General features: G+C 70.0%; 18 protein-coding genes and 1 riboswitch. Of the genes, 10 read left to right on the forward strand and 8 right to left on the reverse strand.

What is annotated here, in order from left to right:
• Positions 1-5: 5 nt before the first annotated feature.
• On the reverse strand, positions 6-713 hold the full coding sequence (gene ispD / locus ACFSJG_RS26375; RefSeq protein WP_378488211.1) for a 2-C-methyl-D-erythritol 4-phosphate cytidylyltransferase: 708 nt from the start codon (positions 711-713) through the stop codon (positions 6-8).
• Between the two features lie 25 nt (positions 714-738).
• A complete protein-coding gene (gene carD, locus ACFSJG_RS26380) occupies positions 739-1,227 on the reverse strand; it encodes an RNA polymerase-binding transcription factor CarD (protein WP_378488212.1) in 489 nt (162 codons plus the stop codon).
• Between the two features lie 275 nt (positions 1,228-1,502).
• Between carD and ACFSJG_RS26385 the strand changes: the two genes are divergently transcribed.
• The 3 genes from ACFSJG_RS26385 to radA all read left to right on the forward strand — a co-directional run bounded on the left by ACFSJG_RS26385 (position 1,503) and on the right by radA (position 4,223).
• Complete coding sequence (locus ACFSJG_RS26385) at positions 1,503-2,123, forward strand: copper chaperone PCu(A)C domain-containing protein (protein WP_378488213.1); 621 nt, start codon at positions 1,503-1,505, stop codon at positions 2,121-2,123.
• Positions 2,124-2,230: 107 nt separating this feature from the next.
• Positions 2,231-2,758, forward strand: a complete 528-nt coding sequence (locus ACFSJG_RS26390; RefSeq protein ID WP_378488214.1) for a gamma carbonic anhydrase family protein — start codon at positions 2,231-2,233, stop codon at positions 2,756-2,758.
• A gap of 64 nt (positions 2,759-2,822) precedes the next feature.
• A complete protein-coding gene (gene radA, locus ACFSJG_RS26395) occupies positions 2,823-4,223 on the forward strand; it encodes a DNA repair protein RadA (protein WP_378488215.1) in 1,401 nt (466 codons plus the stop codon).
• A gap of 4 nt (positions 4,224-4,227) precedes the next feature.
• Here the strand turns inward: radA and ACFSJG_RS26400 are convergent, their stop codons facing one another.
• Positions 4,228-4,788: a PaaI family thioesterase gene (locus ACFSJG_RS26400; protein WP_378488216.1), complete on the reverse strand. Its 561-nt coding sequence runs from the start codon at positions 4,786-4,788 to the stop codon at positions 4,228-4,230.
• A gap of 93 nt (positions 4,789-4,881) precedes the next feature.
• Between ACFSJG_RS26400 and disA the strand changes: the two genes are divergently transcribed.
• Positions 4,882-5,961, forward strand: coding sequence for a DNA integrity scanning diadenylate cyclase DisA (gene disA / locus ACFSJG_RS26405; RefSeq protein WP_378488217.1), 1,080 nt, complete (start codon positions 4,882-4,884; stop codon positions 5,959-5,961).
• A gap of 72 nt (positions 5,962-6,033) precedes the next feature.
• On the opposite strand, the gene ACFSJG_RS26410 is transcribed toward disA, so the two are convergent.
• Complete coding sequence (locus ACFSJG_RS26410; protein WP_378488218.1) at positions 6,034-6,735, reverse strand: DUF4232 domain-containing protein; 702 nt, start codon at positions 6,733-6,735, stop codon at positions 6,034-6,036.
• A gap of 71 nt (positions 6,736-6,806) precedes the next feature.
• A complete protein-coding gene (locus ACFSJG_RS26415; protein ID WP_378488219.1) occupies positions 6,807-7,442 on the reverse strand; it encodes a carbonic anhydrase in 636 nt (211 codons plus the stop codon).
• 78 nt (positions 7,443-7,520) lie between these two features.
• Between ACFSJG_RS26415 and ACFSJG_RS26420 the strand changes: the two genes are divergently transcribed.
• Both ACFSJG_RS26420 and ACFSJG_RS26425 read left to right on the forward strand, forming a co-directional pair.
• Positions 7,521-8,390: an HhH-GPD family protein gene (locus tag ACFSJG_RS26420; protein ID WP_378488220.1), complete on the forward strand. Its 870-nt coding sequence runs from the start codon at positions 7,521-7,523 to the stop codon at positions 8,388-8,390.
• Positions 8,391-8,417: 27 nt separating this feature from the next.
• Positions 8,418-9,002: a sugar O-acetyltransferase gene (locus ACFSJG_RS26425; protein WP_378488221.1), complete on the forward strand. Its 585-nt coding sequence runs from the start codon at positions 8,418-8,420 to the stop codon at positions 9,000-9,002.
• Between the two features lie 26 nt (positions 9,003-9,028).
• Here ACFSJG_RS26425 and ACFSJG_RS26430 read toward each other — a convergent pair whose 3' ends face one another.
• Positions 9,029-9,772 (reverse strand): alpha/beta fold hydrolase, encoded by a 744-nt coding sequence (locus tag ACFSJG_RS26430; protein WP_378488222.1) that lies wholly within the window; start codon positions 9,770-9,772, stop codon positions 9,029-9,031.
• Positions 9,773-9,886: 114 nt separating this feature from the next.
• On the opposite strand from ACFSJG_RS26430, the gene ACFSJG_RS26435 reads away from it, so the two are divergent.
• Positions 9,887-10,198, forward strand: coding sequence for an antibiotic biosynthesis monooxygenase family protein (locus tag ACFSJG_RS26435; RefSeq protein ID WP_378488223.1), 312 nt, complete (start codon positions 9,887-9,889; stop codon positions 10,196-10,198).
• A gap of 59 nt (positions 10,199-10,257) precedes the next feature.
• Here the strand turns inward: ACFSJG_RS26435 and ACFSJG_RS26440 are convergent, their stop codons facing one another.
• A complete protein-coding gene (locus ACFSJG_RS26440) occupies positions 10,258-11,049 on the reverse strand; it encodes a helix-turn-helix domain-containing protein (RefSeq protein WP_378488224.1) in 792 nt (263 codons plus the stop codon).
• A 128-nt stretch (positions 11,050-11,177) separates the two neighbouring features.
• Between ACFSJG_RS26440 and ACFSJG_RS26445 the strand changes: the two genes are divergently transcribed.
• The 3 genes from ACFSJG_RS26445 to ACFSJG_RS26455 all read left to right on the forward strand — a co-directional run bounded on the left by ACFSJG_RS26445 (position 11,178) and on the right by ACFSJG_RS26455 (position 12,762).
• Positions 11,178-11,540 (forward strand): nuclear transport factor 2 family protein, encoded by a 363-nt coding sequence (locus tag ACFSJG_RS26445; protein ID WP_378488225.1) that lies wholly within the window; start codon positions 11,178-11,180, stop codon positions 11,538-11,540.
• Between the two features lie 50 nt (positions 11,541-11,590).
• A riboswitch (cobalamin riboswitch) is annotated at positions 11,591-11,734 on the forward strand.
• Positions 11,735-11,764: 30 nt separating this feature from the next.
• The gene (locus tag ACFSJG_RS26450) at positions 11,765-11,959 is read left to right on the forward strand and encodes a CbtB domain-containing protein (protein ID WP_378488226.1); all 195 of its coding nucleotides are present in this window, start codon (positions 11,765-11,767) and stop codon (positions 11,957-11,959) included.
• Positions 11,950-12,762: a CbtA family protein gene (locus tag ACFSJG_RS26455; RefSeq protein WP_378488227.1), complete on the forward strand. Its 813-nt coding sequence runs from the start codon at positions 11,950-11,952 to the stop codon at positions 12,760-12,762. Before ACFSJG_RS26450 ends, ACFSJG_RS26455 begins: the two co-directional genes overlap by 10 nt.
• Before the next feature lie 78 nt (positions 12,763-12,840).
• Here the strand turns inward: ACFSJG_RS26455 and ACFSJG_RS26460 are convergent, their stop codons facing one another.
• Positions 12,841-13,521 (reverse strand): DsbA family oxidoreductase, encoded by a 681-nt coding sequence (locus ACFSJG_RS26460; protein WP_378488354.1) that lies wholly within the window; start codon positions 13,519-13,521, stop codon positions 12,841-12,843.
• Positions 13,522-13,570: the final 49 nt, after the last annotated feature.

The raw sequence follows: 13,570 nt of genomic DNA on the forward strand, positions 1-13,570 counted from the left end.
GACTCCTATTCGTTGGTGTCCGGGTCCGTCAACGCCCGCGCCAGCGCGAGGTCGAGCGGAGTGGTGATCTTGAAGGCGAGGGGTTCGCCTGCGATGGTGCGGACCGTCGCGCCGACCCGCTCGACGAGCCCCGCGTCGTCGGTCGCGATCTCCTCGCTGCCCGCGTAGGCGCGGCGCAGCAGGTCCGCGTCGAAGCCCTGGGGCGTCTGCACGGCCCGGAGTTCCGACCGCTCGGGCGTCGCGACGACGACGCCGAGCAGGTCGACGGTCTTGACGGTGTCGGTGACCGGCAGTGCGGGGACGACGGCCTCGCGGCCGGCCCGCAGCTCCGCGACCACCCTGGCGATCAGTGCGGGTGGGGTGAGCGCCCGGGCCGCGTCGTGCACGAGCAGCAGGTCCGCGTCGGGCGCGGCCGCGATGCCTGCGCGCACCGAGTCGGTCCGCTCGGCTCCGCCCGCGACCACCGAGACCCCGCCGGGCAGATCCGCGCGGACCTCACCGACCCGATCCGCGGGCACGATCACCACGACCTCGTCGACCACGCCGGAGTCGAGCAGTCCCGCGACGGCCCGCTGCAGCAGGGTCCGCCCCCGCAGTTCCACGAACGCCTTGGGCATTCCCTCGCCCAGCCGAGTCCCCTGTCCGGCCGCCGGCACCAAGGCGACGACCCGGCCACCGCTGCGCGCGTCGGCCGGGTCGTTCACGTTGTTCATCTGTTACCGAATGCTGTCGCGGACGTCAGGACGCTGCCGCGAGAACCTCGTCGAGAATGGTCTCCGCCTTCTCGTCGTCGGTGCCCTCGGCGAGCGCGAGCTCACCGACGAGGATCTGACGAGCCTTCGCGAGCATCCGCTTCTCGCCTGCGGAGAGGCCGCGATCCTGCTCCCGGCGCCACAGGTCACGAACCACCTCGGCAACCTTGTTGACGTCGCCGGAGGCCAGCTTCTCCAGGTTGGCCTTGTACCGCCGCGACCAGTTGGTGGGTTCCTCCGTGTGCGGCGCGCGCAACACCTGGAAGACCTTGTCCAGCCCTTCCTGCCCGACGACATCGCGAACGCCGACGTACTCGGCATTGTCTGCGGGGACTCGGACGGTGAGGTCGCCCTGCGCGACCTTCAGTACCAGATATTCCTTTTGTTCACCCTTGATGGTGCGAGTCTCGATTGCTTCGATCAACGCCGCGCCGTGATGGGGGTATACGACGGTGTCTCCGACCTTGAAAATCATCTGTCCCGTGCCCCTTTCGATCTGCCCAGTTTATCACGGGTCCTCCGCGGAGCGGTTCCAACGTTGCTGGTCAGCGGCACAGAGGGAAGATAACGGGGGTTGACACCAGGTCACGAACGTGCATCGCAGCCGGGTCCGGGAGGTCCTCCCGAAGCCCTTCCGGGTCGCAGCACCGCCGACACCCGGGCCCGAAAAGATCGACCCGGAGGCGCCCGCCCGCGTGATGACTACTACTCTGCCTAGTTGTTACGACCCGACGCCGTGGAGGACACCCCGTGACAGCACTCAATGCGTCGACTCGCCGAGTCGCCACCGCCGTTGCCCTGGCCGCAGCAGCTGCCATCTCGCTGTCCGCCTGCAGCGCGGGACAGATCACCCAGACCGCCACCCAGGTCGCAGCCGTCAACGGCAACTACGCGAACCAGGGCGACATCTCGCTGCGCAACGTGCACGTCGTCTACCCCGACAGCGAGGAGTACAGCCTCGAGCCAGGTGGCACCGTCGCACTCGCGTTCACCGCGATCAACGAGAGCGAGTACCAGACCGAGCGTCTGACCAAGATCACGACCGACAAGGCCGCCTCCGTCACCATCGCGGGAGAGGCCGGCGCGCGCATCATCCCGCCGCAGACCGCGCTGGCAGCGGGCACCGTCGACGCGACCGTCGTCGACGACGGCGAGGAGATCGAGTCGAAGATCATCCTGGTCACCCTCGACGACATCGGTGCGGACGTGTACCCGGGCCTGACCATGCCGGTTACGTTCAGCTTCGAGCGGGCCGGCGACATCACCGTCGACGTTCCCGTCGACGCGGGCCCGGCGCTCGACCGTCACGAGTCCGACAAGTCCGGCAACGAGGGTGCGGGCACCCTCGCCGAGCACGCCGGCGGTCACTGACCCACAGGCATCACAGCGGCCCCCGACCTCACCGAGGTCGGGGGCCGCTGTCGTCGCGCGCCGTGTCGATATGGTGACCCGACCATCCGACGAAGAGGAGAACCAGAATGACCGGACCGACCGTGGTGTCCTTCGACGACGGCGCGACGCCGCGCCTCGCCGACTCGGCCTGGCTGGCCCCGACCGCCACCGTCATCGGCGACGTCACACTCGAGGAGAACGCCAGCATCTGGTACGGCGCGGTCGCGCGCGGCGACGCCGACTCCATCCGCATCGGCGCCGGATCCAACATCCAGGACAACGTGACGATGCACGCCGATCCCGGCTTCCCGCTCACCGTCGGCGCAAACGTCAGCGTCGGGCACAACGCGGTCCTGCACGGCTGCACCGTCGGCGACGCCTCCCTGATCGGCATGGGCGCCGTGGTGCTCAACGGCGCCACCCTCGGCGCCAACTGCCTCGTCGCCGCCGGCGCCGTCATCCTCGAGGGAACGCAGGTCCCGCCGCGGTCCCTGGTGGCGGGCGTCCCCGCGAAGGTGCGCCGCGAGCTGACCGACGACGAGGTCAAGCACATCGAGTTCAACGCCGAGGGCTACCGGGCCCTGTCCGCGAAACACCGGTCCGCCACGTCCTGACGCATGGCGAGCGGAGCGACGGGGAATCTGTTGCTGTCGGTGCCCCGCCCTACGCTTGGGCACCGTGGCGAAAACGAAGACCAGCTACCGCTGCACCGCCTGCCAGTACACGACTGCGAAATGGGTGGGCCGGTGCCCCGAATGCGGTGAATGGGGTTCGGTCGAGGAGGCCGCGCCGGTGCTCGCCGCGGTGAGCAACCGTCCGGGTGCCACCGCGGCACGCGGCGCGGCGCTGGTCCCCAACTCGCCGGCGACACCCCTCTCGCAGGTCAGCGCGACCGTCAGCAGGGCGAAGTCGACGGGCGTGCCGGAACTCGACCGGGTTCTCGGCGGCGGCATCGTCCCCGGGTCCGTGGTCCTGCTGGCGGGCGAGCCGGGCGTCGGGAAGTCGACGCTGTTGCTCGAGGTCGTGCACCGGTGGGCCCGCCGCGGCCCCGACGACCGGTCCCTCTACGTCACCGGCGAGGAGTCGGCGGGCCAGGTGCGGCTGCGGGCCGACCGGACCGGCGCCGTCCACGACCGCGTCTACCTCGCCGCCGAATCGGACCTGGCGACGGTGTTCGGGCACGTCGAGCAGGTGAAGCCGACGCTGCTGATCGTCGACTCGGTGCAGACGATGCTCGCCGCCGACGTCGAGGGCGTCACCGGCGGCGTCACCCAGGTCCGGGCGATCACCGCGGCGCTGACCACCCTCGCGAAGACCAGCGGCATCCCGGTCCTACTGATCGGTCACGTCACCAAGGACGGCGCGGTCGCCGGGCCGCGCGCACTCGAGCACCTCGTCGACGTGGTGCTGCACTTCGAGGGCGACAAGCACTCGACGCTGCGCATGCTGCGCGGCGTGAAGAACCGGTTCGGATCCGCCGACGAGGTCGGCTGCTTCGAACTGCACGAGGACGGCATCGCCTGCGTCACCGACCCGTCCGGACTGTTCCTCCATCACCGCGACGACACCGCGCCCGGCACGGCCGTCACTGTCGCGATGGACGGCAAGCGGGCCCTGCTCGGCGAGGTGCAGGGGCTCGTGGTGCCCACGCAGAACCCGTCGCCACGCCGCGCGGTCAGCGGCATGGACGCCGCGCGCGTCGCGATGGTGCTCGCCGTCCTCGCGAAGCACGGCGGATCCCGCACCTACGACAAAGAGGTGTACGCCGCGACCGTCGGCGGGATGAAGCTCACCGAACCGTCGGCGGACCTGGCGCTGGCCCTCGCACTCGCCTCCGCCGAGCGGGACGTGGCGCTTCCCGCAGGACTCGTGGTGCTCGGCGAGGTCGGCCTCGCCGGCGAGGTCCGGCGCGTCACCGGTGTCGGACGGCGACTGGCCGAGGCCGCTCGCCTGGGCTTCACGCAGGCGCTGGTACCGCCGGACTCGGGAACCCATCCCGCAGGAATGAAGGTGCACGAGGTGGCGACGCTCCGGGAGGCACTCCGTTTCGTGCCCCGCCGGAAGTCGGCCGACGGTTAGGACGTCAGAGCGTCGAGTTCCCGAAGCTCGGCATCGTCGGCACACCGTCGACGAACTCGGCCATGGGCGTGAAGTGCTCCGGCTTGATCCGCAGGAACAGTCCGCGCGACGTCGCAACCACCTCGTCACTCGCCGCGGGGCCCTCCACGATCCTGGCCTCGGCGCTGGTGTAGACCTTGCGACGGATCGTGCCGTCGATCCGGGCCCGAAACTCGAGCACGGATCCGAGCGGAATCGGTCGGGCGAAGTCGATCTGCAGGTGACCGGTCACCACGGGCGACCCGAGCACCATGCACGCGATGCCCTGCGTTTCGTCGAACGCGGTGGTCAGGATTCCACCGTGGATCACACCCGGGCCGCCCTGGTAGCGGGACTCCACGGTCAGCCTGCCCGCAACCTCGATTCCCTCCGCAGCGGTGAACCGCATCGCGATTCCGGTCGGCTGGTCGTCGCCACATCCGAAGCACTTCGACCAGTGCTGGGGGAGGTCTCCTCCCGGAGCGGGAAAGAAGTCGGGGCGAATCGGAACTTCGAGGTCGTCGGGCAATGTCCAGGTACCGCTCATACCTCGGTAATCTAGTCGCGACATGTTCACGCGGAACCACAGGCTTCCGCGCACGAGACGTGCGCCACAGGGCGCCGAGGCAGGGGGACGGCGTTGGACGACACCGCGGCCACCCTCCGCGAAACCCTCGCCCGGCTCGCCCCCGGCACCGAGCTGCGTGACGGTCTCGAACGCATTCTCCGTGGACGTACCGGTGCCCTGATCGTGCTCGGCTACGACGACCTGATCGAGGAACTGTGCGACGGCGGCTTCGAGCTGGACGTCGAGTTCAAGCCGACCCGGCTCCGCGAGCTGTCGAAGATGGACGGCGCGGTCGTGCTCTCGACCGACGGCACCCGCATCGTCCGAGCAAACGTGCAGCTGGTCCCGGACTACAAGATCCCGACCGTCGAATCGGGGACCCGGCACCGCGCCGCGGAACGGACAGCGATCCAGACCGGCTACCCGGTGGTGTCGGTCAGCCAGTCGATGAGCATCGTGTCGGTGTACGTCGGCGGTGTCCGGCACGTCCTGGAGGGGTCGCCGACCATCCTGTCGCGGGCGAACCAGGCGGTCGCGACGCTGGAACGGTACAAGTCGCGGCTGACCGAGGTCACCAGCTCGCTCTCCGTGGTGGAGATCGAGGACTTCGTGACCCTCCGCGACGCGCTGACCGTCGCCCAGCGGTTGGAGATGGTGCGGCGGGTGTCCGTCGAGATCGAACGGGACGTGCTGGAACTGGGCACCGACGGCCGGCAGCTGGCCCTCCAGCTCGAGGAGCTCGTCGGGGACAACGACGTGGCGAGGCAGCTGGTCGCGCGCGACTACCTCGCGGGAACCGGCCAGCCGTCCACCGAGGCGGTCGACTCGGCACTCGCGGCGATCGACAAGCTCACCGACGCCGACCTGCTCGACCTGACGACACTCGCGCGGGCATTCGGCTATCCCGCGACGATCGAGTCGCTCGACGCGCCGATGAGCCCGCGCGGCTACCGGGTCCTGGCACGGGTGCCGCGGCTGCAGTTCCACCAGGTGCACCGGCTGGTCGCGTCGTTCGGCACGTTGCAGGGTCTGCTCGCCGCGTCCGCGGCCGACCTGCAGTCCGTCGAGGGCATCGGCGGGCTGTGGGCCCGGCACATCCGGGAGGGTCTGTCACGGCTCGCGGAGACCTCGATCACCGGTCCGTTCGACTGAAGATGCGCTGCGCGCCTGTGCGTGAATTCCACCCTCCACGGGGTGAAATTCACGCACAGCAGCGGAGCCGCGTCAGCTCAGGTTGAACGGTTCCGGGGCGCTGCGCAGGTTCCCGAGCTGTCCGACCACCGAGTACGCGCCTGCGGGCACCGGTTCGCGGGGTGCCGTGCAGCCGGGCGCGGACGTCGCGCCCGACCACTTGACGGTGAACGCGGCCTGCTGGCCGGGTTCGAGCGTCCGGACGTCGGCGTCGGAATTCGGGAAGCAGTCGTTGTTCGACCACAGTCGCTGCTGGGTGTCGAGCGTGTAGACGAGCACCTGCTGCATCCCCGCGCCGAGCTCGCGGTCGCACGCGGCGTTTCCGATGTTCGTGACGACGATGCCGAACTCCGGTTCCTCACCGGCCGGGTACGTCGGCTTCCCGGGGCTGACCTTGACGGCGAGCGAGCTGTCGGGGCACTGCCCGGCGGCAACCGCGGCAGCGGCGGACGCCTCGGCGGTGCCGGACGGCTCGGCGCTTCCCGAGGAGTCGTCCGTCGACCCCGATTCGGAGGTCGAACCCGATGCGGACGCGGGCGTCGACGCGGACGCCGAGGTCGTCGCGGTCAGTGACGAACTCACGGCGGCCGCATCGGTGGCCTGGTCGTCGTCGCCGCCGCGCAACGCGGAGACGATCCAGATCAGCAACACGAGAGCGACAATCGCCGCACCGATGGCAAGCCAGCGGCGGCGCCGGTAGATCTCGGGGGGCAGCGGTCCGGACGGTTCCATCACGGATACCACGTTATGTCCAGGTCCGACCGGTGCCGCCCACCAGGTCCGGCGTGTCGCTCACACGAGCGGCGTCAGACCGCCACGACCTCGGTGTCTCCGACGTCGCCGACCGTGCTGCGCAGCTTGATGCCGCCGTCGGCGAGCGTGTAGGTGACGCCGACGATCGCGCAGGTGCCCGCCTCGACCTTCTCGGCGATGATCCGCGACCGCTCCTGCAGCAGGCGGCCCGTCTCGACGACGTGCCTGGCCTCGAACTGGTCGGCGGTGGTCAGGCCCTCGGTGCGGCTCACGAGGATGGACGGCGTGACGCGCTCGACGATGTCGCGGATGAAACCGCCCGGCACCTGGCCGGTGTCGAGGGCGTTGACCGTCGCGGCGACGGCGCCGCAGCTGTCGTGGCCGAACACCACGATCAGCGGGACGTTCAGAACTCCGACGGCGTACTCGATGGAGCCGAGGACGGCGCTGTCGATCACGTGACCGGCGGTGCGCACGACGAACATGTCGCCGAGGCCCTGGTCGAAGATGATCTCCGCGGCGACACGGGAGTCGCCGCAACCGAAGATCACCGCGGTCGGATGCTGGCCGCCGACGAGTTTCGCCCGGTCGGCGATTCCCTGACTCGGGTGCAGCGGGGTTCCGCTGACGAACCGCTCGTTACCCTCTTTGAGGGCCTTCCAGGCCGAGATTGGATTCGAATTGGGCATGACTGACATTGTGCACACGACCGGAGTCGGCAAGTTGCCCGACCTGGCGAAACAGCAAAGAGCAGGTGTGACGATCCAGTGAAATCCTCCGCACTGATCGGCTGGTACGAGCGCCAGGCGCGCGATCTGCCGTGGCGCCGCGACGGAGTGACGGCCTGGCACATCCTGATGAGCGAGATCATGCTGCAGCAGACGCCGGTGGCGCGGGTGGCACCGATCTGGGAGCAGTGGGTCGAGCGGTGGCCGGTGCCGTCGGCGATGGCCACCGCAAACCAGGGCGACGTGCTGCGTGCCTGGGGGAAGCTGGGATACCCGCGCCGCGCGCTGCGGCTGCACGAGTGCGCCGGCGTCCTCGCGGCGGAGCACGGGGACGTGGTTCCGGGCGACGTGGACGTGCTGCTGTCCCTGCCCGGCATCGGCGCGTACACCGCCCGGGCAGTCGCGTGCTTCGCGTACGGTCAGCGAGTTCCCGTGGTGGACACCAACGTTCGACGGGTGATCGCGCGGGCGGTGCACGGCGCCGCCGAGCCGGGCAACCCGTCCACCACACGTGACCTCGCCGACGCCGAGGCGCTGCTCCCCCGCACCCGACTGCGCGCCGCGGTGTTCTCCGCGGCCCTGATGGAACTCGGCGCGACGGTCTGCACGGCGCGCAACCCCGACTGCGGCCGGTGCCCGCTGGACGACTGCGCGTGGACGCTGGCGGGCCGCCCCGCCCACACCGGGCCGCCGCGCAAGGTGCAGAAGTTCGCGGGCACCGACCGCCAGGTGCGCGGCAAACTGATGGACGTGCTGCGCGGCAGCCACGGCCCGGTGGAACGCGCACTCCTGGACCAGGTCTGGCTCACCGACACCGCGCAGCGCGACCGCGCCCTCGACTCGCTGCTCGTCGACGGACTGATCGAGCAGACCGACGACGGCCTGTTCGCCCTCGCAGGGGAGGCGTAGGCCGCCACCGACGAGTACGTTCGGGGCATGCCGCCCCGCGACGCCGCCGACGCCCGGACGAATCGCGAGAAGATGCTGGCCGGTGACCTGTACGTCGCGGGCGACCCCGAGAACGAGTGCATGATGCGCCGGGCGGCTCGCCTGCTCGAGGACTACCGCGTCGCGTCGGTCGCCGGGGACGACTCCGCTTCTCACCTACTGGCGGAGGTCCTCGGCACCCTCGGTGACGATGCCGTCGTCAGGCCGCCACTCTTCGTCGACTTCGGCGAGAACATCCACATCGGCGCCCGCACCTTCGTCAACTACAACCTCACCGCACTCGACGTCGCGACAATCACGATCGGCGAGGACTGCCAGATCGGGCCCAACGTGCAACTGCTCACCCCCACCCATCCGATCGACCCCGTCCAGCGCAGGGCCAAACTCGAGGCCGCGGAACCGATCACGATCGGGGACAACGTGTGGCTGGGCGGCGGTGTGATCGTCTGTCCCGGAGTGTCGATCGGCGACAACTCGGTCGTTGGCGCAGGCGCCGTCGTCACCAGGGACATTCCGTCCGATTCCGTCGCGGTCGGGAATCCTGCCCGCGTCGTCCGGAGCGTCCAGGACTGACGCTGCGCCCGCCTCCCCCGACCGTGTCAGTGGTCGGACAGGAACGACTCGACAGCGGCCCGGTACTCGTCGGGCCGGTCGTCGTGCACGAGGTGCCCGGCGCCTGCCACGCACTCGTAGCGCGTCGCGGATTCCCTTGGGGTACCGGCCATCTCCCGCATCTGACCGTCCGGGGTAATGGTGAACTCGCCTTCGAGCAGCAACGCGGGAGCCCGCACGGCCCGCCACTGCGCCCAGAAGTCGCGGGTTCCCCACTCCTCCGATATGTCCCGCCACACGGGCACCTCGCCGTGCAGGTGGTAACCGTCCTCACGCAGTTCGAACGAGTCCATGAAGTACTGCCCCGCGACGGGACCGAAATAGTCGAGCATCACGCCCGCGTCCGCGAACGGGACCGGCCACTCCCCGATCATCGCCGCCCACCCCGCGGCGGTGCGGCCCCGGAAATCGGGTGCCATGTCCTCGACGACCAGCGCACGCACCCGATCCGGATGCGCTGCGGCGAAACACCATCCGTGCAGGCCACCCATGGAGTGCCCGATGACGACCATCGGTTCCGCGATCGGATCGAGTGCGGCCGCAAGGTCGTCCACGAACGCCTCGGTGGTCAACCGGCCCGGCGCGGGCCTGCCGTGCCCGGCGGCGTCGAACGTGTACACGTGCCCGTGCTCGCGCAGCCACGGCACGTGGCGCTGCCAGGTACGGGCGCTGCCCATCAGCCCGTGGAGCAGCAGGATCGGCCGACCGGTTCCACCCTCGTCATGCAACACGGCACCGAGGTTATCGGGAGACGCCACCGGCGGCCGTCACTTCGGGGGACAGCCGCGTCCACGGGCGGTTCAAGGCTGCATCACGGGACCGCCGCCACGAGTACGCTCGCGGCCATGGCAGTCGTGAAGATCAACGCAATCGAGGTGCCCGAGGGCGCCGGCCCCGAACTGGAGAAGCGGTTCGCGGCGCGCGCGGGCACCGTGGAGAACTCCCCCGGATTCCTCGGGTTCCAGCTGCTCCGCCCGACCGGCGGCGAATCCCGCTACTTCGTGGTGACCCAGTGGGAGTCCGAGGACGCATTCGCCGCGTGGCGCGACGGCGATGCCCGTGCCGCACACGCCGGCGAGGCGAAGAAGCCCGTCGCCACCGGCGCCTCTCTGCTCGAGTTCGAGGTCGTCCTCGACGTGGCGGCCAAGCAGTCCTGACCTGGTAGTACAGCCACGAACAGGCGACGCGCCGGCCGCTGCACCCAGCGGTCGGCGCGTCACCGTTCGTGGCGTTGCAGCGCGTCCGCGGTGGCCGCGTCGGCGGGGTGGAAGGTTTCGACCGCCAGTTCCGCGACCGTGACGTCCAGCGGGGTCCCGAACACCGTCGTCGTGCTCAGGAACGCGAGTTCGCCGGCGTCGGTGCGAATGCGGATCGGCACCACGAGCGCCCCGGGCTCGGGCGGCCCGGCGGGGTCCTCGCACGGGTAGTCGGCGAGTTCGACAGCGAGGTCCGCGAGCACGTCGTCACCGGTCACCGCGATCTGGTGGTCGAGCCGGTGCAGCAGGTGCGCACGCCACTGACCGAGGTTCGCGATGCGTGGCGCCATCCCGTCCGGATGCAGACTCAGCCGCAGCACGTTGACCGGCGGCTCGAGGAGCCGCGGCGAGCATCCCTCGACCAGCAGTGCCACGGCGTCGTTCCCGTCGACCATCTGCCAGTGCCGATCCACGACCACCGCCGGGGCGGGAAGATGCGCGTGCAGGATCTGCCCGATCGCGTCTGCGACCGCGGCCATCGGGACATCCCCGAGCGCGTGCTCCGGATATGCGGGGGCGAATCCACCGGCCAGCAGCAGTGAGTTGCGTTCACGCAGTGGAATGTCCAACTGTTCGCTGAGTCGCAGCAGCATCGCCCGGGTGGGCCGCGACCGTCCGGTCTCGAGGAAGCTCACGTGCCGCGCCGACACCTCGGCGAGCCCGGCGAGCTGGAGCTGGCTCATCCTCCGACGTTCCCGCCAGTGCCGGAGCAGGGTCCCGATGGGCCGGTCCGTCTCCGCGAGCGTCGTCATGTCCCGAGAGTAGGTCCGAGCACGGAAGCGCGGCCATTACCTCGCAGGTAATCGACGGCGAACACTGCTGCACCGCAGAGTTGTCGTCGACCGGCCACCCGGGTCGGCACGGAGAATCGGGAGACGACATGAGCGACTTCGACGCCCTGGCCACCAGGTACATCGCGGTGTGGAACGAGACCGACGCCGCCGTCCGGCGCGCCGCGATCGAAGATCTGTGGGCGCCCGACGGGCGGTACGTGGATCCGGCTGTTGCGGCACACGGCCACGACGACATCGACGCCACCATCGGTGCGGTTCAGGCGCAGTTCCCCGGGATGCGGTTCCGGCTCCGTGGTCCCGTCGACGGCCACCACGAGCAGGCCCGGTTCGGGTGGCAGCTCGGGCCGGCCGGCGCCGAGGACCTCGTCGAGGGTTTCGACGTCGTCGAGCGGGACGCCGACGGCCGACTGGTCCACGTGCTCGGGTTCCTGGACAAGGTGCCTGCCTGAATTACGGCCTGCGGCCGCCCGAACCGGGTGGCCGCAGGCCGTTTCGTCCCAATTGACAGTGCGAACGGTGCGTGCGACAGTGCGCGAGTAAATAGCGACGGCGACGGGAATCCGGTGACAATCCGGAGCGGTCGCGCCACTGTGATCGGGGCCAGCCCCCGACAGCCAGACCCTGCCGTCGTCGCATGGGCTTTTACGGGACGCGTTTATCCCAGGAGGAACCAATGGCTGTCGTATCCACACCCGACAGGTCGACCGAGTCGGCCGGTCTCGCACTGATCGTCGCGGGCGTCGTACTGCTCGCGATGCTCACCCTCTACCTAGTCGGATTCGACCAGGGCGCGGTGTCGCGTACCGGCATGTACATGCATGAGCTCATGCACGACGGTCGTCACCTGCTGGGGCTTCCGTGCCACTGACCGACAACTTCCTGAAGCTCCTCGTCCGCGGCCTGCTGGCCGGCCTCGTCGCCGGTCTGGTTGCCGGTGCCGTCGCGTTCGTGATCGGTGAACCGCACGTCGACGCCGCCATCGCGATCGAGGAGGCGGCGTCCGCCCCCGAGGAGCCGGTCGCCGATCATTCCCACGACACCGCAGCGACCCACGACCACGAGGAAGCCGAAGCAGGGCACTCGCACGGCGAGGACGCCCTGGTCAGCCGCGACGGCCAGAAGGCGGGCCTGTTCCTCGCGACGACGCTCGCCGGCATGGCGCTCGGCGCGATCTTCGCCGCGGTCGCGCACTACGCGCGGCGGGTGACCGCCCTCTCCGGTCCGGTGCTGGCGCTGGCCCTCGCCGGAATGGGCTGGCTCGCAATCGAGGCGGTGCCGTTCTTCAAGTACCCGGCCAATCCGCCCGCGGTGGGCGACCCGGAGACGATCAACGAGCGCACCTGGTTGTGGCTCGCCGCAGTCGCGCTGGGTGTCGTCGCGGTCGCCGTCGCCGCATACGTCGCCCGCGTCGTCGCGGCGAACGACTTCCTGTCGGTGCGGGTCGCGGCACCGGTCGCCGCGTTCCTGGCGATCGTCGTCATCGGGTACGTCGCGTTGCCCGGCGTCAACGAGGTCGGCGAGGACTTCCCCGCGACACTGCTGTGGGAGTTCCGGATCTCGTCGCTGGCGATCCAGGCGACGCTCTGGCTGGTGCTGGGCCTCGCGTTCGCGTTCCTCACCGAGCGCGCGACGTCGCAGGCACGCCGACCGGAGCTGGTCGGTCAGAACTGACCCGTTCCGCCCCGAACGACGCGAAGGGCATTCGATCGCACCACACGATCGAATGCCCTTCGTCGTTCCCGGGTCGCCTCAGACCGAGCAGGCGTCACCTTCGCAGGATCCGGCGTCGTCCGAGCCGGCGACGGCGCCACTGTCCTCCCACGCCTTCTCCAGCAGCTGGGTGAACACCTCGACCGGCTGGGCCCCGGACACGGCGATCGCCCGGTTGGCGACGAAGAACGGGACACCGGTGACGCCGAGTGCACGGGCCTGTGAGAGATCCTCGCGGACCTGGTCGGCGTGGGCGTCGGACGCGAGGACGGCCGCGACGTCGTCCGCGTCGAAGCCCGCAGACGCGGCTATCTCGACGAGTTCGGCGTGGTCGTCGATGACACGGCCCTGTTCGAAGTGGGCACGGAACAGCGCGGCCAGCATCTCGGGGCCGCGGTCGCCGGCGAAGTGCACGAGCCGGTGCGCGTCGAAGGTGTTGGCGGCGATGACGGTGTCGAAGTCGAGGGTGAGACCGTCGGCGGCGCCGGTCGCGGCGACGTGGGCGAACATCTGCCGCACCTGGTCGGCGGGCATCCCCTTCATCTCCACGAGGGCCTCGAGCTCCGGCTTGCGCAGGCCCGCGGGGGTGTCCGGGGACAGCTGGTAGGAGCGCCACACGACCTCGACCCGGTCGCGGTGCGGGAACTGCTCCAGTGCGGTCTCGAAGCGCCGCTTGCCGATGTGGCACCACGGGCACGCGATGTCGGACCACACCTCCATCACGAGCGCGGCGGTGGCGGACTTCTCGGGAGATTCGATGCTCACGAAT

This window comes from Rhodococcus gannanensis (assembly GCF_042681175.1).
GTDB classification, from domain to species: Bacteria; Actinomycetota; Actinomycetes; order Mycobacteriales; family Mycobacteriaceae; genus Rhodococcus_G; species Rhodococcus_G gannanensis.